Source organism: Thetidibacter halocola (assembly GCF_018224955.1).
GTDB lineage: Bacteria > Pseudomonadota > Alphaproteobacteria > Rhodobacterales > Rhodobacteraceae > Thetidibacter > Thetidibacter halocola.
Genome location: NZ_JAGTUU010000008.1, coordinates 46079 through 70972 on the forward strand (window position 1 = coordinate 46079; position 24894 = coordinate 70972).

General features: G+C 66.9%; 29 protein-coding genes. 10 read left to right on the forward strand and 19 right to left on the reverse strand.

Going from position 1 to position 24894, the window contains the following annotated elements; genetic code table 11:
• Positions 1 to 2: 2 nt before the first annotated feature.
• Entirely contained in the window at positions 3 to 512 is a 510-nt protein-coding gene (locus tag KB874_RS18285; RefSeq protein ID WP_212538009.1) for a TRAP transporter small permease subunit, read from the reverse strand.
• Positions 513 to 589: 77 nt separating this feature from the next.
• On the reverse strand, positions 590 to 1669 hold the full coding sequence (locus tag KB874_RS18290) for a TRAP transporter substrate-binding protein (RefSeq protein WP_212538010.1): 1080 nt from the start codon (positions 1667 to 1669) through the stop codon (positions 590 to 592).
• Between the two features lie 235 nt (positions 1670 to 1904).
• On the opposite strand from KB874_RS18290, the gene KB874_RS18295 reads away from it, so the two are divergent.
• From KB874_RS18295 to KB874_RS18305, 3 genes are read left to right on the forward strand one after another with little or no spacing between them, the layout of a single operon-like run.
• A complete protein-coding gene (locus tag KB874_RS18295) occupies positions 1905 to 2786 on the forward strand; it encodes a polysaccharide deacetylase family protein (protein WP_212538011.1) in 882 nt (293 codons plus the stop codon).
• On the forward strand, positions 2783 to 3544 hold the full coding sequence (locus KB874_RS18300) for an HAD-IIB family hydrolase (protein ID WP_212538012.1): 762 nt from the start codon (positions 2783 to 2785) through the stop codon (positions 3542 to 3544). Before KB874_RS18295 ends, KB874_RS18300 begins: the two co-directional genes overlap by 4 nt.
• Before the next feature lie 19 nt (positions 3545 to 3563).
• Positions 3564 to 4799 (forward strand): glycosyltransferase family protein, encoded by a 1236-nt coding sequence (locus KB874_RS18305; RefSeq protein ID WP_212538013.1) that lies wholly within the window; start codon positions 3564 to 3566, stop codon positions 4797 to 4799.
• On the opposite strand, the gene KB874_RS18310 is transcribed toward KB874_RS18305, so the two are convergent.
• The 5 genes from KB874_RS18310 to KB874_RS18330 all read right to left on the reverse strand — a co-directional run bounded on the left by KB874_RS18310 (position 4777) and on the right by KB874_RS18330 (position 9553).
• On the reverse strand, positions 4777 to 6528 hold the full coding sequence (locus KB874_RS18310; RefSeq protein WP_212538014.1) for a sugar phosphorylase: 1752 nt from the start codon (positions 6526 to 6528) through the stop codon (positions 4777 to 4779). The two genes, KB874_RS18305 and KB874_RS18310, sit on opposite strands and share 23 nt — an antisense overlap.
• Before the next feature lie 134 nt (positions 6529 to 6662).
• Positions 6663 to 7265 (reverse strand): MSMEG_1061 family FMN-dependent PPOX-type flavoprotein, encoded by a 603-nt coding sequence (locus KB874_RS18315; RefSeq protein WP_212538015.1) that lies wholly within the window; start codon positions 7263 to 7265, stop codon positions 6663 to 6665.
• Complete coding sequence (locus KB874_RS18320) at positions 7252 to 7977, reverse strand: lysophospholipid acyltransferase family protein (RefSeq protein ID WP_212538016.1); 726 nt, start codon at positions 7975 to 7977, stop codon at positions 7252 to 7254. Before KB874_RS18320 ends, KB874_RS18315 begins: the two co-directional genes overlap by 14 nt.
• Entirely contained in the window at positions 7974 to 8879 is a 906-nt protein-coding gene (locus KB874_RS18325) for a cell division protein FtsX (protein ID WP_346346571.1), read from the reverse strand. The genes KB874_RS18320 and KB874_RS18325 overlap by 4 nt, the downstream gene beginning before the upstream one ends.
• Positions 8876 to 9553 carry a cell division ATP-binding protein FtsE gene (locus KB874_RS18330; protein WP_212538017.1) on the reverse strand — a complete coding sequence of 226 codons (678 nt, stop codon included), beginning with the start codon at positions 9551 to 9553 and terminating at the stop codon, positions 8876 to 8878. The genes KB874_RS18325 and KB874_RS18330 overlap by 4 nt, the downstream gene beginning before the upstream one ends.
• Before the next feature lie 162 nt (positions 9554 to 9715).
• Here KB874_RS18330 and KB874_RS18335 point away from each other — a divergent pair, with 162 nt between their 5' ends.
• Positions 9716 to 10537 (forward strand): zinc-ribbon domain-containing protein, encoded by an 822-nt coding sequence (locus KB874_RS18335; protein ID WP_212538225.1) that lies wholly within the window; start codon positions 9716 to 9718, stop codon positions 10535 to 10537.
• A gap of 20 nt (positions 10538 to 10557) precedes the next feature.
• On the opposite strand, the gene KB874_RS18340 is transcribed toward KB874_RS18335, so the two are convergent.
• From KB874_RS18340 to KB874_RS18355, 4 genes are read right to left on the reverse strand one after another with little or no spacing between them, the layout of a single operon-like run.
• Positions 10558 to 11820 carry an ABC transporter permease gene (locus KB874_RS18340; RefSeq protein ID WP_212538018.1) on the reverse strand — a complete coding sequence of 421 codons (1263 nt, stop codon included), beginning with the start codon at positions 11818 to 11820 and terminating at the stop codon, positions 10558 to 10560.
• Positions 11817 to 12623 carry an ATP-binding cassette domain-containing protein gene (locus KB874_RS18345; protein WP_212538226.1) on the reverse strand — a complete coding sequence of 269 codons (807 nt, stop codon included), beginning with the start codon at positions 12621 to 12623 and terminating at the stop codon, positions 11817 to 11819. The genes KB874_RS18340 and KB874_RS18345 overlap by 4 nt, the downstream gene beginning before the upstream one ends.
• Before the next feature lie 14 nt (positions 12624 to 12637).
• A complete protein-coding gene (locus KB874_RS18350; protein ID WP_249200609.1) occupies positions 12638 to 13045 on the reverse strand; it encodes a RidA family protein in 408 nt (135 codons plus the stop codon).
• 50 nt (positions 13046 to 13095) lie between these two features.
• A complete protein-coding gene (locus KB874_RS18355) occupies positions 13096 to 14103 on the reverse strand; it encodes a taurine ABC transporter substrate-binding protein (RefSeq protein WP_212538019.1) in 1008 nt (335 codons plus the stop codon).
• 340 nt (positions 14104 to 14443) lie between these two features.
• On the opposite strand from KB874_RS18355, the gene KB874_RS18360 reads away from it, so the two are divergent.
• The 5 genes from KB874_RS18360 to KB874_RS18380 all read left to right on the forward strand — a co-directional run bounded on the left by KB874_RS18360 (position 14444) and on the right by KB874_RS18380 (position 18130).
• On the forward strand, positions 14444 to 15832 hold the full coding sequence (locus KB874_RS18360) for an aminotransferase family protein (RefSeq protein ID WP_212538020.1): 1389 nt from the start codon (positions 14444 to 14446) through the stop codon (positions 15830 to 15832).
• A complete protein-coding gene (locus tag KB874_RS18365) occupies positions 15832 to 16521 on the forward strand; it encodes a GNAT family N-acetyltransferase (RefSeq protein WP_212538021.1) in 690 nt (229 codons plus the stop codon). Before KB874_RS18360 ends, KB874_RS18365 begins: the two co-directional genes overlap by 1 nt.
• 79 nt (positions 16522 to 16600) lie before the next feature.
• Positions 16601 to 17083, forward strand: a complete 483-nt coding sequence (locus KB874_RS18370; RefSeq protein WP_212538022.1) for a hypothetical protein — start codon at positions 16601 to 16603, stop codon at positions 17081 to 17083.
• Positions 17080 to 17799 carry a hypothetical protein gene (locus KB874_RS18375; protein ID WP_212538023.1) on the forward strand — a complete coding sequence of 240 codons (720 nt, stop codon included), beginning with the start codon at positions 17080 to 17082 and terminating at the stop codon, positions 17797 to 17799. The genes KB874_RS18370 and KB874_RS18375 overlap by 4 nt, the downstream gene beginning before the upstream one ends.
• The gene (locus KB874_RS18380; RefSeq protein WP_212538024.1) at positions 17786 to 18130 is read left to right on the forward strand and encodes a hypothetical protein; all 345 of its coding nucleotides are present in this window, start codon (positions 17786 to 17788) and stop codon (positions 18128 to 18130) included. Before KB874_RS18375 ends, KB874_RS18380 begins: the two co-directional genes overlap by 14 nt.
• Before the next feature lie 63 nt (positions 18131 to 18193).
• Here the strand turns inward: KB874_RS18380 and KB874_RS18385 are convergent, their stop codons facing one another.
• Together KB874_RS18385 and KB874_RS18390 are read right to left on the reverse strand one after the other, a co-directional pair.
• Positions 18194 to 18481, reverse strand: coding sequence for an HU family DNA-binding protein (locus KB874_RS18385; RefSeq protein WP_212538025.1), 288 nt, complete (start codon positions 18479 to 18481; stop codon positions 18194 to 18196).
• A gap of 137 nt (positions 18482 to 18618) precedes the next feature.
• Complete coding sequence (locus KB874_RS18390) at positions 18619 to 20103, reverse strand: AMP nucleosidase (protein ID WP_212538026.1); 1485 nt, start codon at positions 20101 to 20103, stop codon at positions 18619 to 18621.
• Between the two features lie 116 nt (positions 20104 to 20219).
• Here KB874_RS18390 and KB874_RS18395 point away from each other — a divergent pair, with 116 nt between their 5' ends.
• Complete coding sequence (locus tag KB874_RS18395) at positions 20220 to 20978, forward strand: class II aldolase and adducin N-terminal domain-containing protein (RefSeq protein WP_212538027.1); 759 nt, start codon at positions 20220 to 20222, stop codon at positions 20976 to 20978.
• 12 nt (positions 20979 to 20990) lie between these two features.
• On the opposite strand, the gene KB874_RS18400 is transcribed toward KB874_RS18395, so the two are convergent.
• The 6 genes from KB874_RS18400 to paaB form a co-directional block, all read right to left on the reverse strand.
• Positions 20991 to 21467 carry a transglycosylase SLT domain-containing protein gene (locus KB874_RS18400; protein WP_212538028.1) on the reverse strand — a complete coding sequence of 159 codons (477 nt, stop codon included), beginning with the start codon at positions 21465 to 21467 and terminating at the stop codon, positions 20991 to 20993.
• Between the two features lie 128 nt (positions 21468 to 21595).
• On the reverse strand, positions 21596 to 22225 hold the full coding sequence (locus KB874_RS18405) for a class I SAM-dependent DNA methyltransferase (protein ID WP_212538029.1): 630 nt from the start codon (positions 22223 to 22225) through the stop codon (positions 21596 to 21598).
• The gene (locus tag KB874_RS18410) at positions 22222 to 23268 is read right to left on the reverse strand and encodes a 2Fe-2S iron-sulfur cluster-binding protein (protein WP_212538030.1); all 1047 of its coding nucleotides are present in this window, start codon (positions 23266 to 23268) and stop codon (positions 22222 to 22224) included. Before KB874_RS18410 ends, KB874_RS18405 begins: the two co-directional genes overlap by 4 nt.
• Before the next feature lie 10 nt (positions 23269 to 23278).
• Positions 23279 to 23755, reverse strand: coding sequence for a 1,2-phenylacetyl-CoA epoxidase subunit PaaD (gene paaD, locus KB874_RS18415; RefSeq protein WP_212538031.1), 477 nt, complete (start codon positions 23753 to 23755; stop codon positions 23279 to 23281).
• A complete protein-coding gene (gene paaC / locus KB874_RS18420; protein WP_212538032.1) occupies positions 23749 to 24477 on the reverse strand; it encodes a 1,2-phenylacetyl-CoA epoxidase subunit PaaC in 729 nt (242 codons plus the stop codon). Before paaC ends, paaD begins: the two co-directional genes overlap by 7 nt.
• Positions 24477 to 24761, reverse strand: coding sequence for a 1,2-phenylacetyl-CoA epoxidase subunit PaaB (paaB, locus tag KB874_RS18425; protein WP_212538033.1), 285 nt, complete (start codon positions 24759 to 24761; stop codon positions 24477 to 24479). The genes paaC and paaB overlap by 1 nt, the downstream gene beginning before the upstream one ends.
• Between the last annotated feature and the right edge of the window lie 133 nt (positions 24762 to 24894).

Consider the following 24894-nt stretch of genomic DNA (forward strand, 5'->3'; position numbering starts at 1 on the left):
GATCAGGCCTCCACCCGCATCAAAGCTGCGGCCTCTCGGATCGCATTGGCGATGCATTGCAGCGCGAACAGGCCAAAGGCCACGGGGATCATCGCCTTGACGACATAGCGCGCCGGCAGGCCGCCCGGGTCGGGAGAGCCTTCGCGGATCGACCAGGCGCTGTCGACGAAACCGAAGGAATACTTGATGAACAGCACCGCGATGATCGCGCCCACCAGCATCGAGAACAGGTCGAGCCCGTGCTGCCAGCGTTTGGGCAAGCGGTCATACAGCATGTCGACGCGCACGTGGCCGCGTTCCAGCATCAGCACGGTGATACCCAGCAGCGCGATGGGTGCCATGACATGCCATTCCAGTTCCTGCGCCCAGACCGGGCTGGCGCCCACGACGTAGCGCCCGAACACGTTGAAGAAGACCAGCGCGACCAGAACCAGCAGGAGCGCCGAGGCGAGCTTGCCGGCAAGGGCCGTGACGCGGTCGATGAGGTCGGCAAAGGCGAGGGCCTGCTTCATTCTCTTGTCCGTCCTGAATTGCAGAAAACGGGCGGCATGCATGGATGCCGCCCGTTCCATCTTGTCTTGCGGTGGCGTCAGGCGTCGCGCAGCTGCGAATGCCAGACCTGCTCGGATGCGGCGGCCCAGATGTCGTGCTGCTCCTTGAAGGCGAAGTAGTTGTCCATCACCTTCTTGAATTGCGCGTCCTGGCTGGCGAGTTCGTCGTAGACCGGCACCATCTCGCGGCGCAGCGCCTCGACCACGTCGGTCGGCAGCACCCGCAGCTCGGTTCCGGTCTCGGCGAATTCCTTCAGCGCGGCGGCGTTGTTCGCCTCGGCCCAGCTGTGCGATATGACGTTGCAGGCGGCGGCGGCGTTCGACACGATGGCCTGCAGTTCCGACCCCAGGCTGTCCCACCTGGCCTTGTTGATCGCCAGCTCTGTGACGGTTGTCGGCTCGTGCCAACCGGTGGTGTAGTAGTATTTCGCGGCGGTGTTCAGGCCCAGGATCTTGTCCTGCGCCGGGCCGACCCACTCGGCCGCGTCGATCACGCCGCGCTCGAGCGCCGGGAATATCTCTCCGCCGGGCAGCAGTTTCACGTCGACGCCGACGCGGGCATAGGCGCGCGCGGCGAGGCCGGGGATGCGCATCCGCAGGCCCTGCATGTCCTCGATCGAGTTGATCTCCTTGTTGAACCAGCCGGTCATCTGCACGCCGGTGGCGCCGACGGGCATGGCGACGACGCCCAACGGCTCATACGTCTCGTTCCACAGGTCCATGCCGTCTCCGACATAGAACCACGCATTCTGGCCCTGGGTCGACATGCCGAAGGGCACGGCGCCGAAGAACTGCGCGGCCGGCACCTTGCCCGAGCCGAAATAGCTGACCCAGCCGTTCATCTCGACAATGCCCTGGCGCACCGCGTCGAATCCCTCGAAGGCCGGCACAAGCTCGCCCGCATGATAGACCTGGATATCCAGCGCCCCGCTCGACATGGCGCGCACGCGGTCGGTGAAATCGGTCAGCGAGCCCGGCCCGGTCGAATAGAACGGCTGGCCCGGCGGAAAGGCGGTGGTCATCTTCCAGCTGATCGTCTGCGCCCGCGCGACATGCGGCGCGGCCAGCACGGCCCCGGCGCCGACGCCGGCGGTGGTCATGAATTTGCGGCGGTCCATGGTCATCCCCTCTGTTGTGCTCAAGTGATCGCGCGATCATTTCGCGACTGCGGCATGGGTAGGACCTGCGCGACCGGAGGCGAGAAGGAACCGCAGATTTTGGGCGCTAACAGGGGGCGGATTTTGGCTTGGCCCGAAAATTCGGCGTAAAGATTTATCAGTTGCGCGGAATTTGCGCAGGACTTCTGCGGCGCAAGACGCAACATATTGGGCAGGGAAGATACCGGAGGGGACCATGCCCAAACTGCCGCATCACGGCCGCTACACCTATTCCGCCATCACCGAGCGCCCGTCCTTCGACTGGCCCGAGGGCAAGCGGCTGGCGGTCTACCTGGGGATGAACCTCGAATGTTTCGCGTTTGGCGAGGGGCTGGGCGCGGAATTGGCGCCGGGCGGGCCGCAACCCGACGTGCTGAACTATGCCTGGCGCGATTATGGCAACCGGGTCGGTGCCTGGCGCATGCTGGAGCTGTTCAATTCGGTCGGTGTGCCCGCGACGGTGCTGGCCAATGCCTATCTCTATGACGAGGCGCCCGGCCTGATCGAGGCCTGGCGCGCGCGAGGCGACGAAATCGCGGGCCACGGCTGCACCAATGCCGAACGGCAGGGCGTGCTGACCGAGCCCGAGGAAAAGGCGCTGATCGATGAGGCGACGCGCATCCTGACCGAACGCGAGGGGCGCGCGCCCAAGGGCTGGCTGGGCCCCTGGATCAGCCAGAGCCGCGTCACGCCCGACCTGCTGCAGGAGGCCGGTTACGAATACCATCTCGACTGGTGTCACGACGACCAACCCGTCTGGATGAAGACGCGCGGCGGCCGCATCCTGTCGATCCCCTATCCGCAGGAACTGAACGACATCCCGCAAATCGTCGGGCGCAAGCGCGAGGCGGCGGAATTCGGTGACATGCTGATCGACGCCTTCGACCTGATGCTTGAGGAAAGCGCGCGCCGCCCTCTGGTCATGGGCATCGCGCTGCATGGCTACCTGATGGGCCATCCGCACCGGCTGCGTCATCTCGACCGCGCGCTGCGCCACATGCGGGCGCGCGGCGGCGAGGCGGTCTGGTGGACGACCGCCGGCGCGATCAACGACCATTACCGGAGCCTTGGCCTGTGAGCCTGCCGCTGCTGGTCTTTTCCGACCTCGACGGCACGCTGCTGGATCACCACGATTATTCCTGGCAGGAGGCGCGGCCCGGTCTGGACCGGCTGCGCGACATCGGCGCGGGTCTGGTTCTGGCCAGCAGCAAGACCGGCGCGGAACTGCGGGCGCTGCAGGCCGACATCGGCTGCACCGGCTGGCCCGCCATCGTCGAAAACGGCGCGGGTATCCTGTGGCCTGAACAGGATGCGGGCGCAGAGGACGGCGATTACCGCCGCATCCGCGCCGTCCTGCGCGACCTGCCGCCGGGGTTCATCGGCTTTGGCGACCTTGACGACGCGGGCGTGGCGCGGCTGACCGGTCTTGCGCCCGAAGCGGCGCACCTCGCGCGCCTGCGCCAGCACAGCGAGCCGGGCCTCTGGCAGGGCGACGCGGACGCCCTGCCAGCCTTCCTGCGCGCCGCCGAGGCCGCGGGCCTCCACGCAAGGCGCGGCGGGCGGTTCCTGACGCTCTCCTTCGGCCGGACCAAGGCAGACGCCATGGCCGAGGTCGTGGCGGCACTCAAACCGCGCAGGACCATCGCGCTTGGCGATGCGCCCAACGATGTCGAGATGCTGGACGCCGCCGATTTCGGCGTCGTCATCGCCAATCCCCATGCGCCCCCCATCCCCCCCTTGCCTTACGAGACCGGGGGCCGGATCGTGAGAACGACCAAACCGGGACCGGAGGGCTGGGCAGAGGCGATCCTGTCGCTGACCACAGCCCCCGGATAAGGCGCAGAAGGGCAGCGGCGTGGCGGATTTTCACCAGAACGGAAACATCACCACGCTGCACGACCTGCGCTGCCGCAGCGCCGGAAGCCTGGAACACGAAATCTCGGTCTACGCCGAAAGCCGCAAGGTCACGTTGATCCTGCCCAGCCTCTATTCCGAACTGGAAGGCCCGGCGCTGGATCATATCGTCGACGAGCTTTCCAAGGTCTCCTACCTGCACCGCATCATCGTCGGGCTCGACCGCGCGGACGAGGCGCAATACCGCCACGCCCGCAGCTTCTTTTCCCGCCTGCCGCAACAGACGGCGGTGATCTGGAACGACAGCCCGCGCATGCTGGCCCTGCAGGAGCGGCTGGCAGACCTCGGCCTCGCCCCGCAGGAACCGGGCAAGGGCAAGAACGTCTGGTCCTGCATCGGCTATCTTCTGTCCTGCGCCGACAGCTCGGTGATGGCGATCCACGATTGCGACATCGTCACCTATGACCGGCGGATGCTGGACCGGCTGGTGTATCCGGTCGTGAACCCCGCCTTTCCCTACCAGATGGCCAAGGGTTTCTACCCGCGCATCGGCAGCGGCAAGCTGAACGGGCGCGTATCGCGACTGCTGGTCTCGCCCCTGCTGATCGCGCTGAAGCGGGTGATCGGCGACCGCGATTACATCGACTACCTGCGCAGCTTCCGCTACCCGCTGTCGGGCGAATTCGCGATCCGCACCGCCACCCTGCCCGACCTGCGCATTCCGTCCGACTGGGGGCTGGAGATCGGGGTTCTGTCCGAGGCCTGGCGCAACATGGCGCCGAAATCGGTCTGCCAGGTGGAAATCGCCGACAATTACGACCACAAGCACCAGGACCTGTCCGCCGAGGATGCCAGCGCCGGGCTCAGCCGCATGTCCACCGACATCTGCAAGGCAATCTTCCGCAAGCTGGCCGCCGACGGGACGGTGTTCACCTCGAACACCTTCCGCACGCTGAAGGCGACCTACTACCGCTCAGCCCTCGACCTGCTGGAAGGGTATTACAACGACGCCAAGATGAACGGCCTCGACCTCGACCGCCATGCCGAGGAACAGTCGATCGAGCTGTTCTCGGAAAACATCCTGCGCGCCGGGCAACTGTTCCTGGAAAACCCGCACGAGACGCCTTTCATCCCGACGTGGAACCGGGTGCACGCGGCGGACATGGAATTCCTGACGAAACTGCGCACGGCGGTCGAACAGGACCTCGCCGAATTCACCCCTGAGGCGCGTTCGTGATCCAGCGGCACTGGTAGGGCGCCAGCGTGATCTCGTCGCCGGTCGTGTTGATGACCTCGCCGGTCAGCGCGTCGATCCAAGTTTCCTCGTCGATCAGGTTGATCTCGGCCGGGCTGACCGTCAGCCGGTCGGCAGAGACATTGTGCAGCGCAAAGATCGACTGACTGCGATCCAGGCTCTGCCGCCAGAGGCCGAAGATACGCTCGTCCAGCCGAAGGGTGAATTGCGTGGCGTTGGGGTGGAACGCGGGCTGACGCGCCCGCAGCCGCAACCGCCGCCGCATCTCGGACAGGACGCGCGACTGGTCCGAACCCGGATCGGCCAGCCGTTCCAGCAGGTCGGGATAATGCCAGCGATGGCGGTTGATCGCCCGGTTCATGCCGCGCCGCGCCACCGCCTCGTGGTCGTTGGGCGTGGCCAGCAGCGAATGGATGTAGAAGGCGGGAATGCCCTCCATCGACATGACGATGGTCTGCGAACAGATGAAGCGCGCGATGTGATAGGCGGTCTCGCCATCGAAGGTGGTGCGCACCGCTTCGAAGAAGGCGCAGTTGAGCTCGTATGGTTCCTCGCCTCCGTCCGGCAGCGCCCGCATGGAAACCAGCCCGCCGATGCTGCGCACGGTCTCGATCATGCGGGCCTTTTCTTCGGGGGGCAGCACGCCCTCCGCCGGGCGCATCCCGATGCCGTCATGGCTGGCGGTGAAGTTGAGATAGGCGCAGCCCAGCTGTGCCGGCGGCATCGCGGCCTGCCAGCGGTTCAGATACCGCGCGCTGCCCGACTGCATGGCGTGCAGGATCAGCGGCGGCAGCGGAAAGTTGTAGACCGCGTGCGCCTCGTTCCGGTTGCCGAAATAGCTGAGGTTTTCCGTGCGCGGCACGTTGGTCTCAGTGAGCAGCACGACGGGTTCCTGCGTGTAGTCGCAGAGCAGACGCAAAAGCTGCACGATGGCATGGGTCTGCGGCAGGTGGATGCAGGTGGTGCCGATCTCCTTCCAGACGAAGGCCACCGCATCCAGCCGCAGGATGCGCACGCCGTTGTCGATATGCAGGCGGATGATCCGCAGCATCTCGATCAGGACCTCGGGGTTGCGGAAATCGAGATCGACCTGGTCATGGCTGAAGGTGCACCAGACATGCCGCGTGCCCCGGCTGGTCTGCACCTCGCGCAAGAGCGGCGTGGTGCGGGGGCGGACGACGCGGGCCAGGTCGTCGTCCGGCGCGGCCTCGAAGAAGAAGCCGTCATGCGGCGCCTTGCCCTGCAGGTAATTGGTGAACCATTCGCCCTGGCTCGAGACATGGTTCAGCACCAGGTCGGACATCAGAACGAAATCCCCCGCGATGCGGCGGATGTCGGGCCAGTCGCCCAGTTGCGGGCTGACGGAATAGTAATCCGACACCGCGAACCCGTCGTCCGACGTGAAGGGGAAGAAGGGCAGGATATGCACCCCGTTCACCACGCCCTGCAGGTGCCGGATCAGGAAGTCGTGCAACAGGTCCAGCGGCTTGTGACTGCCATCCTCGATCGAGTTGCCGTAGGTGATCAGCAGGCTGTCCTTTTCGGACCACATGTTGTTGCCAGGCTTGCGCCCGACGCGACGGCGATGCGTGTGTTCGGGCCAGAAGGCCGCAGTGATCCGCTCCAACAGGATCCTGGCGTCATGATCGGGATAGACCTGCCCCAGAAGGTCGGTCAGGCGGCGGGCAAAGCTGGAACTGGCCGGGGTCAAGGTGATGCGGTGTCCTTCCTGTCTGCGGATGACCTGATGATCCCCGGGGGATCGTCAAAGCCCAAGCCCGCAAGGCACGATTGTCAGCGATTCCGTTTGCCTTGCCCGAAAATCGGGCGGAACCACCCGCGACACTACCACAGTCGCGGGATCGCACGGTCCTCGTAGCCGATGTCGTAATCGGCGCCGCCCTCGGCCCCGTCCGTCATCTCGGCCAGGATTTCGCCGATGGTGGGCAGACCGGCGGACTGGTCGCCCTCCCAGAGCGCAGGCCGCATCAGCGCCTTGGCGCATTGGGTATAGACCGCGGCCAGTTCAAAGACGATCACGGTCGCCGGATGCCGCCCCTTGCGCTGGAAACTCTCGCGCAGGGCCGCGTCATCGGTCAGCCAGGCGCGGCCGTTCACGCGCACGGTGGTCTTGGTCCCCGGCACGAGGAACAGCAGCGCCGCACGCCCGTCCGTCACGATGTCGCGCAGGCAGTCGAGCCGGTTGTTGCCCTGCCAGTCCGGCATCAGAAGCCGCGTGTCGGAAACCACGCGCACCACCGGTTCGACATCGCCACGCGGGCTGCCATGCACGCCCTCGGGGCCGGCGGTGGAGAGGATGCAGAAGCGCGCCTGCTCGATCCAGCGGCGATAGGCGGGGGTCAGATGCCGCGCCACCTTGGTCAGCGCCAGCGGCACCGGTTCGCCGTAATGCGCGTGCAGGTCGTCCAGCGTCTCAATCCTGCGCATCGAAGCCCGCCTCGCGCATCAGCCGGTTCGAGGCGGTCTCGACCCGGGTTTCCAGTTTCATCATGAAGGCGGTCTTGGACAGGCCCGGCTCGATCGGTTCGAGGAACTCGACGACGGCGAGGCCCGGCTTGCGCAGGATGCCCTTGCGGGGCCAGAAGACGCCCACGTTCGTCGCCGCCGGGACGCAGGGCTGGCCCATCTGGTCATAGAGCGCGGCGGTGCCCACCTTGTAGGGTGCCTTGACGCCCGGTGCGATGCGCGTGCCCTGCGGGTAGATCACCAGCTGGCCCGGCGTCGCGGCGCCCTTCTTGACGTCGCTCAGCATCTTGGCGATGGCCGCGCCGCGCTTGCCGCGATCGACAGGGACGCAGCCGATGCGCAGGCCATAGAGACCGACGAAGGGCGTCCAGAGCAACTCTCGCTTCATGATGAACTTGCCGGCGGGCAGCGCCTCGAAGATCAGGATGATGTCGAGGAAGGACTGGTGCTTGGCCGCCAGCAGGACCTCGCCGGTGGGGATGGGGCCGCGCACCTCGCTGCGCAGGCCGACCATCCATCCCGCCGTCCATTTCACCCAGCGGCAGAAGGTCTTGCAGGCCAGCCGCGCGGCCTTTGGCGAGAGCAGCGCGGCGGGAAAGAACAGGATGCCCAGAACCGCCAGCGCCAGATACATCTGCACGACGAAGACAAGGGAACGCAGGTAGCGGATCATGTCAGGCTCTCCAGGACGCGGCGGGCGGCGATGCGGGTGGCGGCATAGGCCACCAGCGCCGCCAGCGGCGGGACCAGCAGCGGCAACAGCCAGTGCCAGGATTGAAAGCGCAGCCCGGTCAGGAAACCGCCGGCCTCGCCGCCGCCGGGCATGAACAGGATCGCCAGCATCCCCGCCAGCATCCCCGCCGCCGCGCCGGTAAACGTGCGCAGGGTAAAGCGGCGAACGAAGGCGCCCGCGATATAGCCGTCGGTGGCGCCAACCAGCCGCAGCACCTCGATCACCTTCCGGTTGGCGGCCAGCGCGGCATTCGCCGCCAGCGTCACCATCGCGCCGGTCGCCGCCCCGATCAGCGCGATCGACACCCAGCCAAGCAGCCGCAGCCGCGAGGCCGCAGCCACCAGCGGGCGGCGCCAGCGCGTATGCTCGTCCAGCACCGCACCCGGCACCTCGGCCTGAAGACGCAGGCGCAGCCCCTCGCCGTCAAAGCCGTCCTCGGTCTCGACGATCTCGATCAGGCGGGGCACCGGCAGGCTCTCGATCGGCAGGCCGGGGCCGAACCACGGCTCCAGCAGGGCCTTCTGTTCCTCGTCCGTCAGCGCCCGGGCCGAGGCGACGCCCGGCGTCTGCGACAGCACACGCAGCGCGGCCTCCGTCTGGGCCTCCTGCTGGCCGGCGGGGGCCGAGATCCGCAGGGTCGAGGCCAGCGCCAGTTCCTGCCCCCAGGTCGTCGCCAGCCGCCCGGCCGCCAGCGACAGGGCCAGCGCGAAGACGGTCAGAAAGGCCATCGCGGCGGCGGTGAACACCGTCAGCCGCACAGTGAAGCCCTCGGGCGGGACAACGCGGTCGGCCGCCGCATCGCGGGTGAACAGGCCACCGAACCGGATCAGAAGCGCGCTCACAGTTCCGCCCCCGCGGTTTGCAGCGTGCCGCCGGCGATGCGCAGCACCCGGGCCGAGACCTGCGCCTTGGCGGCCCGGATCAGGGCCATGTCATGGGTCGCGATCAGCACCGTCTTGCCCATGCGGTTGAGCTCGATCAGCAGGCGCAGCAGGCGCTGCGACATCTCCCAGTCGACATTGCCGGTGGGCTCGTCGGCGAGGATCACCTCGGGCGACAGGATCAGCGCGCGGGCCAGCGCCGCGCGCTGGCGTTCGCCCCCGGACAGTTCCGGCGGCAGTGCCCCGGCGCGGTCCGACAGGCCGACCCAGGTCATCAATTCGCGCAGGTTCGCGCCCTGGTCGGGGCTGGCCTGGCCCGAAACGGTGAGAGGGAGGGCGATGTTGTCGGCCACCGGCAGGTGATCGAGGAACTGGCAATCCTGGTGCACGACCCCCACCCGGCGGCGCATCAGCGCCACCGCGTCACGGTCCATCGCGGCGATGTCGGATCCGAACAGGCGCAGCGCGCCGCCCGTGGGCCGCAGCGCACCGTAGCAGAGTTTCAAAAAGGTGGTCTTTCCCGCCCCCGACGGGCCGGTCAGGAAATGGAACGATCCCGGCGCCAGTTGCAGCGACATGCCCGCAAGCAGCGCTCCGCCGCTGTAGGAATAGGCCACGTTGTCCAGTTCGATCACGGTTCCGCCCTGTCCCTGCCCGTCTGCGCGCCCCGCGTTCCGCCGCGGCCACAGCCGCCGCGCAATCGTGCCCGCTTCAACGAAATGGGGTTTTCCACCGCGTTCGCGCCCCCTATCCTGCGATAACAATCAGGCGTGGCAAAGGAAAGAGACGTGAGCAGGATGCGGCTGATTTGCCCCAATTGCGGGGCGCAATACGAGGTCCCGGTCGAGGTCATCCCGGAGGACGGCCGCGACGTGCAGTGTTCCAGCTGCCAGCACACCTGGTTCCAGACCCGGAGCCAGCCCGGCGACGAGGACGCGGCGGCAGAGCCGGTCGAACCCGCCGACGAGGATCTGACGGACGATGCCTGGGAAGAGGAGCCCGAGCGCCCTGCCGCGCCAGAACCTCGCCGCGCCATCGACCCCGAGATCGCCGACGTCTTTCGCGAGGAACGCGAATACGAAAGCCGCCGCCGCTCCGCCGAGGCCGAGGGGCTGGAAACCCAGCCCGATCTCGGCCTGGGCGAACCCGAGCCCGACGCCCGTGAACGACGCGAGCGCGAGGCCCGGGCGCACAAGGCCGCGATCCGTGGCGAGGAGGCCGACCGCGAGACGGCGGAACCGGCGACGGTCGCCGCCACCGCCTCGCGCCGCGACCTGCTGCCCGATGTCGAGGAGATCAACCAGACCCTGCGCTCCAGTTCGCAGCCCCGCGCGGTGGACATGGCCGCGCGGCGCAGCCTGGACGAGGTCGAAGAGTCGGAAAAGCGGGGCGGGTTCACGCGCGGCTTTGCATTGGTCGTGCTGGTGGCCGCTCTGGCGGTGGGGGTCTATGTCTCGGCACCGCGGCTGGCCGTCACCTTTCCCGGCCTGACCGACGCCCTGTCCGCCTACGTGGCTGCGGTAGACCAGGGCCGCGCCTGGCTGGACGCGCGGGTGGCCGAGATGCTGCTGATGCTCGACGGCATGAGTGCCGAGGCGCCCCCGCCCAACAACGGCTGATCGGGGGCCTGCGGGGCGTCTCAGCCCCGCCCCTTCCACGGCACCAGTGCCTTTTCGGCCTTGCGCATCAGGATGTCGATGCCGAAGCCGATCACGCCGATCAGGATGATCCCCATGATCACGATGTCGGTCAGCTGGAATTTCGACGCCACCATGATCATCATGCCGGCGCCCTTTTCGGCCGCCACCAGTTCGGCCGCGACCACCGTGCCCCAGCAGACCCCCATCGCCACCCGTGCCCCGGTAAATATCTCGGGCAGCGAATTCGGCACGATGACATGGCGCATGATCTGTCCCTTGCTTGCGCCCAGCGAATAGGCCGCGTGCACCTTGGAGATCCGCACGCCCGACACGCCGGAGCGCGCGGCGATGGCCATGATCCAGAGCGCGGCAAGGAACAGCAGGATGATCTTGCCCGTTTCCCCGATCCCCGCCCAGATGATGACCAGCGGGATCAGCGCCAGCGGCGGCACCGGGCGCATGAATTCCACGATCGGGTCGAACCAGCCACGGAACCAGTTGGACAGGCCCATTGCGTAACCCAGCGGAATGCCCACCAGCGCGCCCGTGACGAAGCCCACCAGAACCCGGAACAGCGAATAGCCCAGGTGCTCCCACAGGGTGCTGTCGCGATAGCCCTCGCGAGAGATCTCGACCAGGCGGGTCAGCACCGCCTCTGGCGGGGGCAGCCAGATCGGCTCCATCTGCCAGCCCTTGGCCGGCTCGAAGTTCAGCGTGCCCTTGGGGCTCATGCCGACGCGGCCGAAATCGGTCTGCACCGACCCGCCCGGTTCGATGGGCTGGCCGTTCACGGCCACCACCGCATGGCCCGAATCGCGACCCAACTCGTCGTTGCGGTCGACCCGGATCAGGCCGGATCGCCACGCGCCAACCGTGTCGCTGTCGTTCTTGGCCCAGCCGTCGCCGGGATCGACCTCGGGCACCGCCACGTCCTCGCCCACGCGAAAGACGCGGACCGTCACGGTGGCGTCGTCGCGCTGGCCCTCGGCCTCGGCGGTGTAGGTAAAGGTCGCGTCGCCGATGAACGGCCCCGGCGCATGCAAAAAGCGCGGCACCAGCGTCGAACCGGTGAAGGCGGCCCAGAGCAGGAAGATGCTGAGGATCGACACGACGCTGGCGATGCGGTTCGGTGTGACCGCGCTTTCGTCGCCGAAGGTCACGGTCTTGAGCGAGGTGTAATCCCGCGCCTGGCGGTGCACCACCAGCTTCACGATGACGTAGGAGGCGACGAAGATTGCCGCGTAGATCAGCAGGACGATCATGCGCTTTCCTCCGTCCGGCCCATGATTTCCTCTTCCATGTCCCAGATCATGCCCAGGATTTCCTCTCGGCGCTGAGCGAATTCTGGGTGCCGCTTGACCTGCCGCAGGTCCTGGCCCACGCCGAGATCGGCGAAGGGCAGCCGGTATTCGCGGTGAATGCGGCCCGGGCGCGGCGCCATGACCAGCAGGCGTTCGCCCAGCAGCAACGCCTCTTCGACCGAGTGGGTGATGAGGATGATCGTCTTGCCCGTCTCCTTCCAGAGCTTGAGCACCAGGCTTTGCATCTTTTCCCGCGTCAGCGCATCCAGCGCGCCCAGCGGTTCGTCCATCAGGATCACGTCGGGATCATTGGCAAGGCAGCGGGCCAGGGCCACGCGCTGCTGCATCCCGCCCGAAAGCTCGTAGACGGCCTTTTCCTTGAAGTCCCGCAGCCCCACGACGTCGAGCAGGTGATCGACCGTGCCGCCCCAGTCCTTTTCGCGCCGGCCCGCCATGCGGGGGCCGAAACTGACGTTCTCGCGCACGTTCATCCACTCGAACAGGGCACCTTGCTGAAAGACCATGCCGCGCTCGGCGTCCGGCCCCTTCACCAGATGGCCGTTCAGCGTGATCCGGCCTTCGGTGGGGGCAAGGAACCCCGCGACGATGTTCAGCAGCGTGGTCTTGCCGCAGCCCGACGGGCCCAGCACGCTCATCAACTCGCCCTGCTTGATCTTGAGGCTGATGTCCTTGAGTGCCTGCACCGCCGTGCCGTTCGGCAGGTCGAAGCGCATGGACAAGTTTTCGATGGTCAGTCCGGACATGCCGTCGCGTCGGTTCATGCGGCAGTCCAGCCCGCGATGATGGCGTCGGCCTCCAGTTCCACCAGCCACTCGGGGTTCACGAAACGGTCGACCGCCATAATCGTGTCCACAGGACGAACATCGCGGAAATACTCCTTCCGCACATCGATTGCGGCTTTCCAGTCGTCGATATTGGTAAGGATAACGCGAGTTCTGACGACATCATGCAAACCTGAACCGGCCTGTTCGAGCGCCGCCTTGATAACCTCGATACATTGGCGGGTCTGCGCAGCCACATCTCCGACGCCAACAGTCTTGCCGTCCGGACCGACAGGGGCGGTTCCGCCTACCGAAATGAAGGGCCCAACCCTCACGGCACGCGAAAAGCCGACCACGGACTCCATCGGATTGCCGTTAGAAATCAACTCGCGGTCGAAGCTCATGATCCGTCCTCCATGGGTGTGCGCCCCGGATGGCTCCGGGGCGCGCGCCGTCACATTCCGTTCGCCGCCGAAAGCGGACCGGTGTTGACGTTCTCGGCGTAGCTGTCCAGCGCCTTGTCGATGGACCCGGCCGCGACGAACACATCGGCCACGCCCTTCATGAAGTCCTGCGCGCCGCCGCCCAGCCACTTGGCGCCCAGCTGGTCCTCGACGGTCGGGAAGACGAAGGTCGCCATGGTCGCGGCGGTTGCCTCTTCGTCCATGCCGGCATCCTTGGCGATCACCGGCAGCATCATGGCGTGGTTGGCCTCATCGGCCCACATGGCGTTGGCATCGGCCGTCACCTTGAGGAACTTGGCCACAACGTCACTGTTCTCGGCGACCCAGCCGGCCGGGCCCGAGGTCACGTCGAAGACGAGGATGCCGAGGTCTTCCTTCTCGGCGCCGGTCAGCAGCACGTTGCCGTGTTCCTTCATCCGCCGCAGCGAGCCGCCCCAGCCGCAGGCCATGTCGACCGCGCCCTGTGCGATCGCCGCCGCGCCATCCGGCGGCGCCATGTCGACGACTTCCATCGAGGCGATGTCGACGCCGAAATGGGTCATCTGCTTGAGGAACCCGTAATGCGCCGCCGTGCCCAGCGGCACGGCCACCTTCTTGCCCGCCAGTTCGGCGGCCGAATCCTTGTCGATCTCCAGTGCCTCGCGGACGACGCAGTTGTCGTTGTCGGAATAGCTGACCGCCACGTCGAGGATCTGGAGGTCCTGGCCCGCCGAGGTCGCGACCACGAAGGGCGGCACGCCCTGGCTGACGGACAGCTGAACGTCACCCGAGGCCATCGCCGCGCTCATCGCGGTGCCGGTATCGAAGCTGACCCAGTTGACGGTGACGCCCATCGCCTCGTCATACATGCCCTCGGCCTTGGCATACTGGAAGGGCATCGGCCATTCGAGGAAATAGCCCACGGTGATCTGGCCATGCCCGGCCGCCATCGCCGCTTGCGCGCCCGCCAGCAGCGCCGCGCCAGCCACCGCCCCCATCAACGTCTTCCTGATCGTCATCTGTCGTCTCCCATGTTGATCCGCACGGGTCCGCCGCGCGGCGTCTGCATCGGCGCCTCTGCGGGGCGCCCTGGCCCGATCCGACCGGAAAACCGGCAATCGATCAATGTTTTTTCCGGGTACCGGCGTGGTTTCAGCTTTTCGAAACTGCCGATTTGGGCCTTGCGATGCGGACCAAGCTGCTGATACTTGGCGCATTTCCGAAATGCCCCGAAACGCCGCGCGTGCGGGGGCGAAATCTGGACTTACAGACGCAGACAAGCTGGCCCTATCGGTTGCCCATTGCGGCGGCTCATGTGCTAGCATCCCCGCAAGATACGGATCATCAGGAGTCGCAGCCATGGACGGCAATCTTTCCCCGAACGATCTTTCCCACATTGTCGAGGCCGACAAGGCCCATGTCTGGCACCACCTGATCCAGCACAAGCAGTTCGAGTCGAAGGATCCCAACGTCATTATCGAAGGCAAGGGGATGCGCGTCTGGAACCAGGCGGGCAAGGAACACCTCGACGCGGTATCGGGCGGCGTCTGGACGGTGAACGTGGGCTATGGCCGCGAGGAGATCGCCAAGGCGGTCTATGACCAGCTCATCAAGCTGAACTATTTCGCCGGCGCCGCAGGCTCTGTCCCCGGCGCGCTCTTCGCCGAGAAACTCATCTCCAAGATGCCGGGCATGAGCCGCGTCTACTACTGCAACTCTGGCTCCGAGGCGAACGAGAAGGCGTTCAAGATGGTCCGCCAGATCGCGCACAAGCGCTATGGCGGCAAGAAGAACAAGATCCTGTTCCGGGACCGCGATTACCACGGCACCACCATCGGCTGCCTCAGCGCCGGCGGCCAGGACGAGCGCAACGCGCAATACGGGCCTTTCGCGCCCGGCTTCGTGCGCGTGCCGCATTGCCTGGAATACCGCGCCGCCGACCAGAGCGCGCCGAAGCAGCATTACGGTGAATGGGCCGCCGACCAGATCGAGCAGGTGATCCTTCGCGAGGGTCCCGACACGGTAGGCGCGCTCTGCCTCGAACCGGTGACCGCCGGCGGCGGCGTCATCACCCCGCCCGAGGGTTACTGGCCCCGTGTGCAGGAGATCTGCCGCAAGTATGACATCCTCCTGCATATCGACGAGGTCGTCTGCGGTCTTGGCCGCACCGGCACCTGGTTCGGCTATCAGCATTACGGCGTGCAGCCGGACATGGTGACAATGGCCAAGGGCGTCGCCTCGGGCTATGCAGCCATTGCCTGCCTGACCACGACCGAGGCAGTCTTTGACATGTTCAAGGACAATGCCGACGACCCGATGAACTATTTCCGTGACATCTCGACCTTTGGCGGCTGCACCGCCGGTCCCGCCGCCGCGATGGAAAACATGCGCATCATCGAGGATGAGGGCCTGCTGGAAAACACCAATGCCATGGGCGACTACATGCTGGGCAAGCTGGCCGAGATGCAGGACAAGCACACGGTGATCGGCGACGTGCGCGGCAAGGGCCTGTTCCTGGGTGCCGAGCTGGTGGCCGACCGCGACACGCGCGAGCCGATGGCCGAAAAGCGCGTCCAGGCCGTGGTCGCCGACTGTATGGGCCAGGGCGTCATCATCGGTGCGACCAACCGCTCTGTCCCCGGCTACAACAACACCCTTTGTTTCTCGCCGGCGCTGATCGCCACGAAGGACGATATCGACCACATCCTGTCTGCCGTGGATGGCGCGCTGACCCGCGTCTTCGGCTGATGGACATCGAGACCAACGCGTTCGGGCAGCCTGTCGGGTTGCCCGTCGCGCTGGATCTGCCGCGCCCACCTCCGCCGCATGTTCCCCTCGACGGGCGACATGTGCGGCTGGTGCCGATGGCGCCGGAACACGCGGACGGCTTTTTCGCCTGCTTCACCGACCCGGCGGGCTGGACCTACCTGGGCGAGGATCGCGGCTTTGCCGATCTTGCCGACGCCCGTGCCTGGACAGAGGCGCACGCCGCCTCGCGCGATCCGCTGTTCTACACGGTGCTGCGCGAGGGTGTCCCGGTGGGCTTCTGCTCGTATCTCAGGATCACGCCGGTGCATGGCGTGATCGAGATCGGCTTTATCCATTTCTCGCCCGCGATACAGGGAACGCCCGCCGCAACCGAGGTGCAATACCTGATGATGTCCCATGTCTTCGACGACCTGGGATACCGGCGCTACGAATGGAAATGCGATTCGCTGAACGCGCCCTCGCGCAAGGCCGCGGCGCGGCTGGGCTTTACCTACGAGGGCACGTTCCGGCAGGCGCAGGTAACCAAGGGGCGCAACCGCGACACGGCATGGTACTCGATCCTGGACAGCGAATGGCCCGCGCTGCGCGACCGGTTCCGCGCCTGGCTGGACCCGTCGAATTTTGACGCCGAGGGGCAGCAGATCCGGCGCCTCGAGGAGTGCGGCTGAGACTTGCGCCGCACCGGACGCCCGTCTACCGTGCAAAACCGGGCCGCAAGGCCCGATTTGGGTTGTCCGGATTTGAGCCATGGCCTGCGTTTCAGGGTGTCCGCCACCCACCGATATCTGCGAAATGCTGCGCCGCGTGATCGACGAGTTGATCAACCGCGACAAGCACGCCGAAGGCGGCGGCGGCACCCATGGCCTGCGCCATCGCTTCGGTGAGCAGATCAATGGGCAGAACGGCCCCGGTACGCCCTCGTGGGACACGCATGACCAGGCGATCCGCAACCAGCAGCGCGGCTTGCGTCGCAGGCTCGAGGAATGGCAGCAGAACAATTGCGGCCCGCCGCCCCCCGGCGCCTGGCAATGGGCCACCCGACCCGCGCCGCAACCCAGCGAATGGGTCGATCCCAATCCCGGCCCCTCGACGCGCGAGGTGGCGACCTATGCCGCGGGCGGTGCTGCCGCCGTGGGCGCGGGATATCTGCTCTATCGCGGCATCCGCATGCTGCCCTCGCTCTTTCCGCCCCTCTGGGGCACCATTCCGGCAAACTTGGCGATCCCATGACCTTCGACGAAGCCTTTGACTTTCCGGCCTCTCACTGGGGCGAACTGGTCGCCTACCTGACGATGGACCTGACCGACGCGGTCTGGCCACAGCTGGGCCTGCGGCTGGAACGCGACATGGACACCGCCCGCGACGACCTGCGGCGGATGATCGTGCAGCTGCGCGAAACCGCGGCCGCCCATCCCGACAACCTGCCCGACATCCGCGAATGGCTGTTCCGCTACAACGTGCCGGGCTGGACCGAGGCGGAATTGCAGTCGCTGTGCGACATGGGCTGCCGCTTTGTCGCCGATCACGCCGACGCGCCGCATCTGTCGGGCTGGTCCATCGCGCTGGGTTCCTTCCCAGACAGCTTCCCGCGCACGATCGAGGCCAGCGGCACCAGCGGCGCGGCCCCGGCCCTGGCAAAAAGACTGGCCGAACGCGGCGTGCCCGTGACCGCGCCGACGAAACTCAGCGCATGGGATTTGCAGCTCTGCGCCCGGCACGGCTGGAACCCCGAAAGCGACGAGGGCTTTCCCCCGATCGACACGACCGACATCGTCCTGTCGCTGGCCCGCACCGACAGCCTCCTGCGCGACCTAGCGCGGACCATGCCGCCCGCCGCGCAGCGCGCCCTGCATCAGGAAGCCACAGCACTGCTGGACGAATGGGGCGTCTGGATGCCGGCGCCGCTGGACCCGCTGCACCTGAAGGTGGACGATGCTGCGCATTAACAACCGGCAATTCGCCGAATTCCGTGCCCGCGAGGCGATCCGCATCAAGGCCGCGGTGACGGAACGGATGCTGGCCGATCATCCCGACCTGGAACCCGACCGGGAGGGCGTGGCCGCCATGGTCGACCAGCTTTTCGAGGCCGGATTCGAGACCCGCCAGGCGCTGACTGCGGCAGCCGGCGCGATGATCCGCACCGGGCTGCGCACCGACCCCGACGCGGCCGAGGCGCGCGCCCTGTGCAGCGCCATCCTGCTGGATACCGCGCAGGGACCGGACGCAAGGCTGACCTTCTTCAGGCAGCACGGGCTCGACAAGCCGCCAAAGGGCTGAGCCTTCCGCAAAGAAAAAGGGCCGCGCCCTGCGCGACCCCCTGCAATCGGAAAACCGAAAGCCTCAGCCGTTCACGCTGTCCTTCAGCGCCTTGGCAATGGTCATCTTGACCTGCTTGTCGGCTTCCTTCTTGAACTGCTCGCCGGTGGCCGGGTTGCGCACCATGCGCTCGGGGCGCTCGCGGCAATAGATCTTGCCGACACCCGGCAGCGTCACGGCGCCGCCACCAGCCACTTCGGCGGTGATGATGTCGGTCAGCGCGTCGAGTGCGGCGCCTGCGATCTTCTTGTCCGCATCCATCTTCTCGGCCAGGGCGGCCACAAGCTGCGTCTTGGTCATCGGTTTGGACATGCGTCCCTCCTGTTCTTGTTGACTGCCCATCCCTTGGGGCCTCTGCCGCCGAATAAAACCGGATATTGCGGGCAAACACAACTCTTAGTGTGCGGAAACCCCATGAAACAAGGCGATTTGTGCCGGTTTCCGCCGCGTCAGAGGAACGCGGTTTCCTCGAAGGACCGCAATTTCCGGCTGTGGATGCGCGAAAGCGGCATCTCGCGCAGGATTTCCATGGCGCGAATCCCGATCATCAGGTGCCGCGAGACCTGCGTCTTGTAGAAATCCGAGGCCATGCCGGGCAGCTTCAACTCGCCATGCAGCGGCTTGTCCGAGACGCAGAGCAGCGTGCCATAGGGCACCCGGAACCGGAACCCGTTGGCCGCGATCGTGGCCGATTCCATGTCCAGCGCGATGGCCCGCGACTGGCTGAGGCGCTGCACCGGGCCGGTATGCTCACGCAGCTCCCAGTTGCGGTTGTCGACGCTGGCCACCGTGCCCGTGCGCATGATGCGCTTGAGGTCGTAGCCTTCGAGTTGCGTCTCGATCGCCACGGCCTTTTCCAGAGAGGTCTGGATCTCGGCCAGCGCCGGGATCGGCACCCAGACCGGCAGGTCGTCGTCCAGCACCTTGTCCTCGCGCAGATAGGCATGGGCCAGCACAAAGTCGCCCAGACTTTGCGAGTTCCGCAGCCCGGCGCAATGACCCACCATCACCCAGGCATGCGGCCGCAGCACGGCAATGTGGTCGGTCGCCGTCTTGGCGTTCGACGGCCCCACCCCGATATTGACCAGCGTGATCCCTGAGCCGTGCTTGCGCTTCAGATGATAGGTCGGCATCTGTGGCATCTTGGGGCTGTGCGGGATCGGCGCGTTGGGGTCGGTGATCTCGACATTCCCGGTGCTGACGAAACTGGTGTAGCCACTGTCGGGATCGGCCAGCTGGGCGCGGGCGAAGGCCTCGAACTCGGACACATAGAACTGGTAGTTGGTGAACAGCACGTGGTTCTGGAAATGCTCGGGGTCGGTAGCGGTGTAATGCGCCAGCCGCGCCAGGCTGTAATCCACCCGCTGCGCGGTGAAGGGCGCCAGCGGCAGCGCGCCATCATGCGCCGGCCCCGCCACGCCGTTCACGATGTCGTCGTTGGTCGAGGCAAGGTCCGGTACGTCGAACACGTCGCGCAGCGTGAAACTGGCCGCGCCTTCCTGCGGCACGGTGGTGTCGGGAAAGTTCGAGACGGCGAAATGCACCGGCATCGGCGTGTCCGACACGCCGATCTGCACAGTGACGCCGTGGTTCTCCAGCAGAAGGCTGATCTGCTGCGTCAGGTAGTGCCGGAACATGCCCGGCCGCGTCACCGTAGTCGCATAGGTGCCGGGCGCCGCGACATGGCCAAAGCTCAGGCGGCTGTCGACCTTGGCATAGGTCGCCGTGGTCAGGCGGATCTCGGGGTAGAAGGCACGCACCTTGTGGCCGGGATGGCCATGGGCCATTGCCGACAGGAAGCGGTCGCGCAGAAAGGTTGCGGCGCTGTCATACAGCGCACAAAGCCGGTCCACGGCGGCATCCGAATCTTCGAACAGTTCCGGAGGCGGGGCGTCGGGCGTCATGACGGGCAAGGGTCGGGGCGCGTCCTGCATGGCTTGATCCTGTTCGCTGCTGGCCGGAAGGTGGCAGCTTGTCCCGGCGGGTGCAAGGCGGCGTTTGACAGGCGCCGCGGGCTCTGGCCCAATGCCGCCCAAAGGGAGACACAGCCATGAACGCACCGCACAACACCGCCAACCTGACCCATTGGGCCGAACGCGTCGACCTGGCCGCCGCGTTCCGCTGGACCGCCCGGCTGAACATGCACGAGGGCGTCGCCAACCATTTCAGTCTGTCCACCAACGAGGACGGCAGCAAGTTCCTATGCAACCCGAACCTGATGCATTTCTCGCGCATCCGCGCCTCGGACCTGATCGAGGTGGACGCCAACGATCCCGAGACGCTGAACCGCCCCGGCGCGCCCGATCCGACGACCTGGGGCCTGCATGGCGGGCTGCATCGACACTGCGCCCATGCGCGCTGCGCGATGCATGTCCATTCGGTCCACGCCACGGTTCTGGCCTGCCTGAAAGACAAGCGCCTGCCGCCGATCGACCAGACCTGCGCCACCTTCTTCGACCGCGTGGCGATCGACGACAATTACGGCGGGCTCGCCTTCGAGGACGAGGGCGCGCGCTGCGCCACGCTTCTGGCGGACCCGAAGAAGAAGGTGCTGGTGATGGGCAATCACGGCGTCATGGTGATCGGCGACACCGTGGCCGAAACCTTCGACCGGCTCTATTACTTCGAACGCGCCTGCAAGACCTACATCACCGCGCTCCAGACCGGACGTGAACTGCATGTCCTGTCCGACGAGATCGCCGAGAAGGTCGCCCGCGAGGTCGAGGAATACCCCGTCCCGCAGGCCGCACGCCACATGGAGGAACTCAAGGCGATCCTTGACGGCGAAGGCGACGATTACGCGAGCTGACGGCCTGCGGCCTCAGCCCGCGCGCAGCCCGGTCTTGACCAGCAGGCCCTTGCGCTTGGCCTCGTAGTAATAGCCTCGGGCATACCAGCGGATGGCGTCGTCATGGTCGCCATCCGCGACGATGTAGGCGCCCCGCAGATACTTGAGCGCGTATTTCAGGTTGGTCTCGGCATCGAGCAGATCCTCGTTCCGGCCCTGGAACCCCATGCTGCGGGCGGTCTGCGGCAAGATCTGGAACAGGCCCCAATAGGGCCCGTTGCGCGCCGCAGGGTTATGCGTGCTTTCGCGGATGGCCAGACGATGCACCAGGCTGCGGGGCAGCTCGTAGTGGTCCGACCACTTGTTGATCTGCCGCCGCAGTTCCGGCGTCTCGTTGGGATAGAGTGGCGGGTTGAAGGCATCGGTGCGCGGATTGGCCTCGCGCGGGGCGGCACAGGCGGTCAGCGGCAGGCCGATCAGCGCCAGGCACAGAAGACGTCGGGTCAGCATCCATCGGGCTCCGGTTGTGACGCGGGCAGATAATCGAGACCTGGCCGATCTGGCGAGTCGGCAAAATCGCGCCCTCAGGCCATGCGCGCCGCGCCGCCGATGGCGGGCCGGAACCGGCGCCAAACCGCTCAGTGGCGGCGAAAGACGACGATCAGCGCCCGGTCCTGCGCGTGCGGGCCGGTTGCGCCCTCACCGTAGATTGGCATCTCGGCCATTTTCAGCCCCTCGATCCGCTCCGAAAGCGCGTCGAACCGCCGGGCGAATCCCCTCGCCTCCCAGTGCTCGGCGTTCACCGACAGCACCGCCAGCCCGCCAGGCGCAAGGATGCGCAGCACCTCGTCCAGCGCCTCGGGGCCGACATGGCCATGGGTGAAGGTGCCGGAACTGACGGCACCCGTATAGGCGCCATCCGCCACCGGCAACCGCGCCAGCAGGTCGCCCTCGAACAGCGCGCAGTAGACTCCCTTGTCCCGCGCAACCGCCAGCATCTCGGCCGAAAGGTCGGTGCCATCGACCGGCCCCACGCCCAGCGCAGCCAGCGCCTGACCGCACAGCCCGGTTCCCGCGCCCAGATCCAGCACCGGCCCGACGCCGCCCTCGGCGTGAAAGGTCTGCGCAACCGCCTGCGGCAGGCAATAGGCCATGTCCTGCGCAAAGCTCCGGTCATAGGTTTCCGCCCAATCGGCATAGAGCCGGCGGTTGGCGTCGGCCCCCTCCAGCCCATAGGCCGCGTCAAGTCCCGGCTTCTTGCCCGTCATGCCGCGTCGAAATCCAGCACGAGCCGGTCGGTCGTCGGGCGGGCCTGGCACGCGAGGGTAAAGCCCGCATCGATCTCCCAGGACTCGAGCGAATAGTTCACAGCCATCTCGGCCGTGCCCTCGACAACCTTGCACCGGCAGGTGCAGCACATGCCGCCCTTGCAGGAAAACGGCAGTTCCAGCCCCTGCCGGGCGGCGGCGTCGACCACGTTGTCATCCCCCGCCTCGACCCGGAAGCTGCGCCGCGCGCCGTCCAGCACGACTTCGACCGCAACACCTGAAGCGGCCGCCGCCTGCGCCGCCGCCGACGCCTCGGGGCGCGGCCCAGTGTCCTCAGTGTAGAAGCGCTCGAAATGGATACGCTCGGGCGGCACCACGCCCTCCAACGCGGCCGCCACGTCGTCGATCATGCCACCGGGGCCACACAGCCAGACGCCATCGGCGCCCGCCAGGTCCACCGCTCCGGCCCGCGCCAGCGCCAGCACCTTGTCCCCGTCGATGCGCCCGTTCAGCAGCGCCACGTCCTGCGGTTCGCGGCTGAGAACATGGATCAGCGTGAAACGGTCCATGTAGCGGTCCTTGAGCGCGTCCAGCGCCTCGCGGAACATGATCGAGGGCGTCGCGCGGTTGCCATAGACCAGCACCACCTCGGCGCCCCGCGCCAGCGCGTCCGAGGCCATCGCCACCATCGGCGTGATCCCCGACCCGGCGGCGATCAGCACGATCCGCTCGGCCCCCTCGCAGGTGAAGCGCCCCTCGGGCGGCATGACGGCGATCCGGTCGCCCGGTCGCAGCCCCTGCGCAAAGGTCGAGAACGCCCCGCCCTCGACCCGCTTGACCCCCACGGTCAGCGGCTGGCCCGGTTCCGAGGCAATGGAATAGGACCGCCGCAGGTCCTGCCCGTCCACGGTCGCGCGCAGCGTCAGATACTGGCCGGGGCGAAAGGCATAGGTTTCGCGCAAAGCTTCGGGCAGGTCGAAACTGATGGCGACGGCGCCCTCGCCCTCGGGCCTTACGGCGGAAACGGTCAAGTCGTGGAACATCGGTCTTCCTTCACAGGCACTTGAAATAGTCGAAGGGCTCGGCGCAGGCCCGGCATTGGTATTGCGCCTTGCAGGCGGTCGAGCCGAATTCGCTGATGCGGGTGGTATCGCGGCTGCCGCAGCGCGGGCAGGTCACCTCGGGCACGCTGAACAGCGCGGCCTTGCCCGCCGGCCCCTCGGGAGGTGCGATGCCATAGGCGCGCAGCTTGTCCCGGCCCTCGGGCGTGATCCAGTCGGTGGTCCAGGCGGGCGACAGCACCCGCTCGATCCGGGCCTCGAACCCCGCATCGCGCAAGGCCGCCTCGATCGCCAGTTCGATCGCCAGTGTCGCGGGACAGCCCGAGTAGGTCGGCGTCACCCGCGCCACGGCCACGCCGCCCTCTATCTCGACCGAGCGCAGGATGCCCAGGTCGGCCACCGTCACGCAGGGCACCTCGGGGTCGGGCACCGCCGAGGCCGCTTCCCAGGCGCGTGCTGCCGCTACCATGTGGCGCCCGGATGCGCGCGGTGCAGCGCCTGCATCTCGGCCAGCATCGGGCCCAGCGCCTCGCCATGCAGACCCTGCCGGCCACCGGTTTGCGGATAGGCCACGGACGGGGCGCGCAGCCCCGCCTCGTCGAAGATCCGCGCGATGCTTGCCTCCCAGGCCGGCCGCACAGCCTCGCGCGACGGCAGGACACCCGTCTCGGCCCCCGCCTCGAACAGTTCTTCCGCGTAGGGATGCAGGGCGTCGACCGCCGCCTGCATCCGCCGCGCGCTTTCCTCGGTCCCGTCGCCCAGTCGGATCACCCACTCGCCCGCATGGCGGATGTGATAGGCCATTTCCTTGACAGCCTTGCCTGCCACCCCCGCGATGACCGAATCCGACGACGACAGCGCCGCCTGCCAGTACGGTTCCATGAAGGCCGCGAAATACAGCTGCCGCAGCATCGTGTGCGCGAAATCGCCATTCGGCCGCTCGACCAGCAGCAGATTGCGATACTCCCGCTCGCCGCGCGTATAGGCCAAGGCATCCTCGTCGCGCCCCGCCCCCTCCAGCCTGCCGGCGTGGTCGTACAGCGTGCGCGCCGTGCCGATCAGGTCAAGCGCCATGTTGGGCATGGCGAGGTCTTCCTCAAGCATCGGCGCATGGCCGCACCATTCCGACAGCCGATGCCCCAGCACCAGGTGATCGTCCGCCAGTTCCAGCACTGCGTCGAACAGCGCCATCACATGTGCCCCACGTCGTCGGGAATGTCGTAGAAGGTCGGATGGCGATAGACCTTGTCGGCGGTCGGCTCGAAATTCTCGCCCGCCTGATCAGGGTCAGAGGCAAAGATATCGGCCGAGCGCACCACCCAGATCGAATTGCCCTCGCCCCGCCGGGTATAGACGTCCCGCGCCGCCTGCAGCGCCAGAACCTCGTCGGCGGCATGAATGCTGCCCACATGCTTATGCGAAAGCCCGTTGCGGGGCCGGATGAACACTTCCCAAAGGGGTGTCGTCTGCGTCATGGCCGTCTCCTTCTTCTGGCCAGAAATATCCCGGGGGAGCCCCGCAGGGGCGGGGGCAGAGCCCCCTGTTTCCCGATCTGCCACGCTGTGCGCGGCGGGTCAGAGCGCCCGCATGGGACGGCGGGCGGGGCGC

Excerpts from the sequence above, each read along its gene's own strand:
- KB874_RS18355 (WP_212538019.1), bottom strand. The coding sequence starts at position 14,103 with ATGACGATCAGGAAGACGTTGATGGGGGCGGTGGCTGGCGCGGCGCTG.
- KB874_RS18315 (WP_212538015.1), bottom strand. The coding sequence starts at position 7,265 with ATGCGCAGGATTGAGACGCTGGACGACCTGCACGCGCATTACGGCGAA.
- KB874_RS18380 (WP_212538024.1), top strand. The coding sequence starts at position 17,786 with ATGCTGCGCATTAACAACCGGCAATTCGCCGAATTCCGTGCCCGCGAG.
- KB874_RS18405 (WP_212538029.1), bottom strand. The coding sequence starts at position 22,225 with ATGACGGGCAAGAAGCCGGGACTTGACGCGGCCTATGGGCTGGAGGGG.
- KB874_RS18295 (WP_212538011.1), top strand. The coding sequence starts at position 1,905 with ATGCCCAAACTGCCGCATCACGGCCGCTACACCTATTCCGCCATCACC.
- KB874_RS18335 (WP_212538225.1), top strand. The coding sequence starts at position 9,716 with ATGCGGCTGATTTGCCCCAATTGCGGGGCGCAATACGAGGTCCCGGTC.
- paaC (WP_212538032.1), bottom strand. The coding sequence starts at position 24,477 with ATGGCGCTGTTCGACGCAGTGCTGGAACTGGCGGACGATCACCTGGTG.
- KB874_RS18390 (WP_212538026.1), bottom strand. The coding sequence starts at position 20,103 with ATGCAGGACGCGCCCCGACCCTTGCCCGTCATGACGCCCGACGCCCCG.
- KB874_RS18285 (WP_212538009.1), bottom strand. The coding sequence starts at position 512 with ATGAAGCAGGCCCTCGCCTTTGCCGACCTCATCGACCGCGTCACGGCC.
- KB874_RS18360 (WP_212538020.1), top strand. The coding sequence starts at position 14,444 with ATGGACGGCAATCTTTCCCCGAACGATCTTTCCCACATTGTCGAGGCC.
- KB874_RS18340 (WP_212538018.1), bottom strand. The coding sequence starts at position 11,820 with ATGATCGTCCTGCTGATCTACGCGGCAATCTTCGTCGCCTCCTACGTC.
- KB874_RS18400 (WP_212538028.1), bottom strand. The coding sequence starts at position 21,467 with ATGCTGACCCGACGTCTTCTGTGCCTGGCGCTGATCGGCCTGCCGCTG.
- paaD (WP_212538031.1), bottom strand. The coding sequence starts at position 23,755 with ATGGTAGCGGCAGCACGCGCCTGGGAAGCGGCCTCGGCGGTGCCCGAC.
- KB874_RS18345 (WP_212538226.1), bottom strand. The coding sequence starts at position 12,623 with ATGTCCGGACTGACCATCGAAAACTTGTCCATGCGCTTCGACCTGCCG.
- KB874_RS18385 (WP_212538025.1), bottom strand. The coding sequence starts at position 18,481 with ATGTCCAAACCGATGACCAAGACGCAGCTTGTGGCCGCCCTGGCCGAG.
- KB874_RS18320 (WP_212538016.1), bottom strand. The coding sequence starts at position 7,977 with ATGATCCGCTACCTGCGTTCCCTTGTCTTCGTCGTGCAGATGTATCTG.
- KB874_RS18375 (WP_212538023.1), top strand. The coding sequence starts at position 17,080 with ATGACCTTCGACGAAGCCTTTGACTTTCCGGCCTCTCACTGGGGCGAA.
- KB874_RS18370 (WP_212538022.1), top strand. The coding sequence starts at position 16,601 with ATGGCCTGCGTTTCAGGGTGTCCGCCACCCACCGATATCTGCGAAATG.
- KB874_RS18395 (WP_212538027.1), top strand. The coding sequence starts at position 20,220 with ATGAACGCACCGCACAACACCGCCAACCTGACCCATTGGGCCGAACGC.
- KB874_RS18290 (WP_212538010.1), bottom strand. The coding sequence starts at position 1,669 with ATGGACCGCCGCAAATTCATGACCACCGCCGGCGTCGGCGCCGGGGCC.
- KB874_RS18350 (WP_249200609.1), bottom strand. The coding sequence starts at position 13,045 with ATGAGCTTCGACCGCGAGTTGATTTCTAACGGCAATCCGATGGAGTCC.
- paaB (WP_212538033.1), bottom strand. The coding sequence starts at position 24,761 with ATGACGCAGACGACACCCCTTTGGGAAGTGTTCATCCGGCCCCGCAAC.
- KB874_RS18365 (WP_212538021.1), top strand. The coding sequence starts at position 15,832 with ATGGACATCGAGACCAACGCGTTCGGGCAGCCTGTCGGGTTGCCCGTC.
- KB874_RS18410 (WP_212538030.1), bottom strand. The coding sequence starts at position 23,268 with ATGTTCCACGACTTGACCGTTTCCGCCGTAAGGCCCGAGGGCGAGGGC.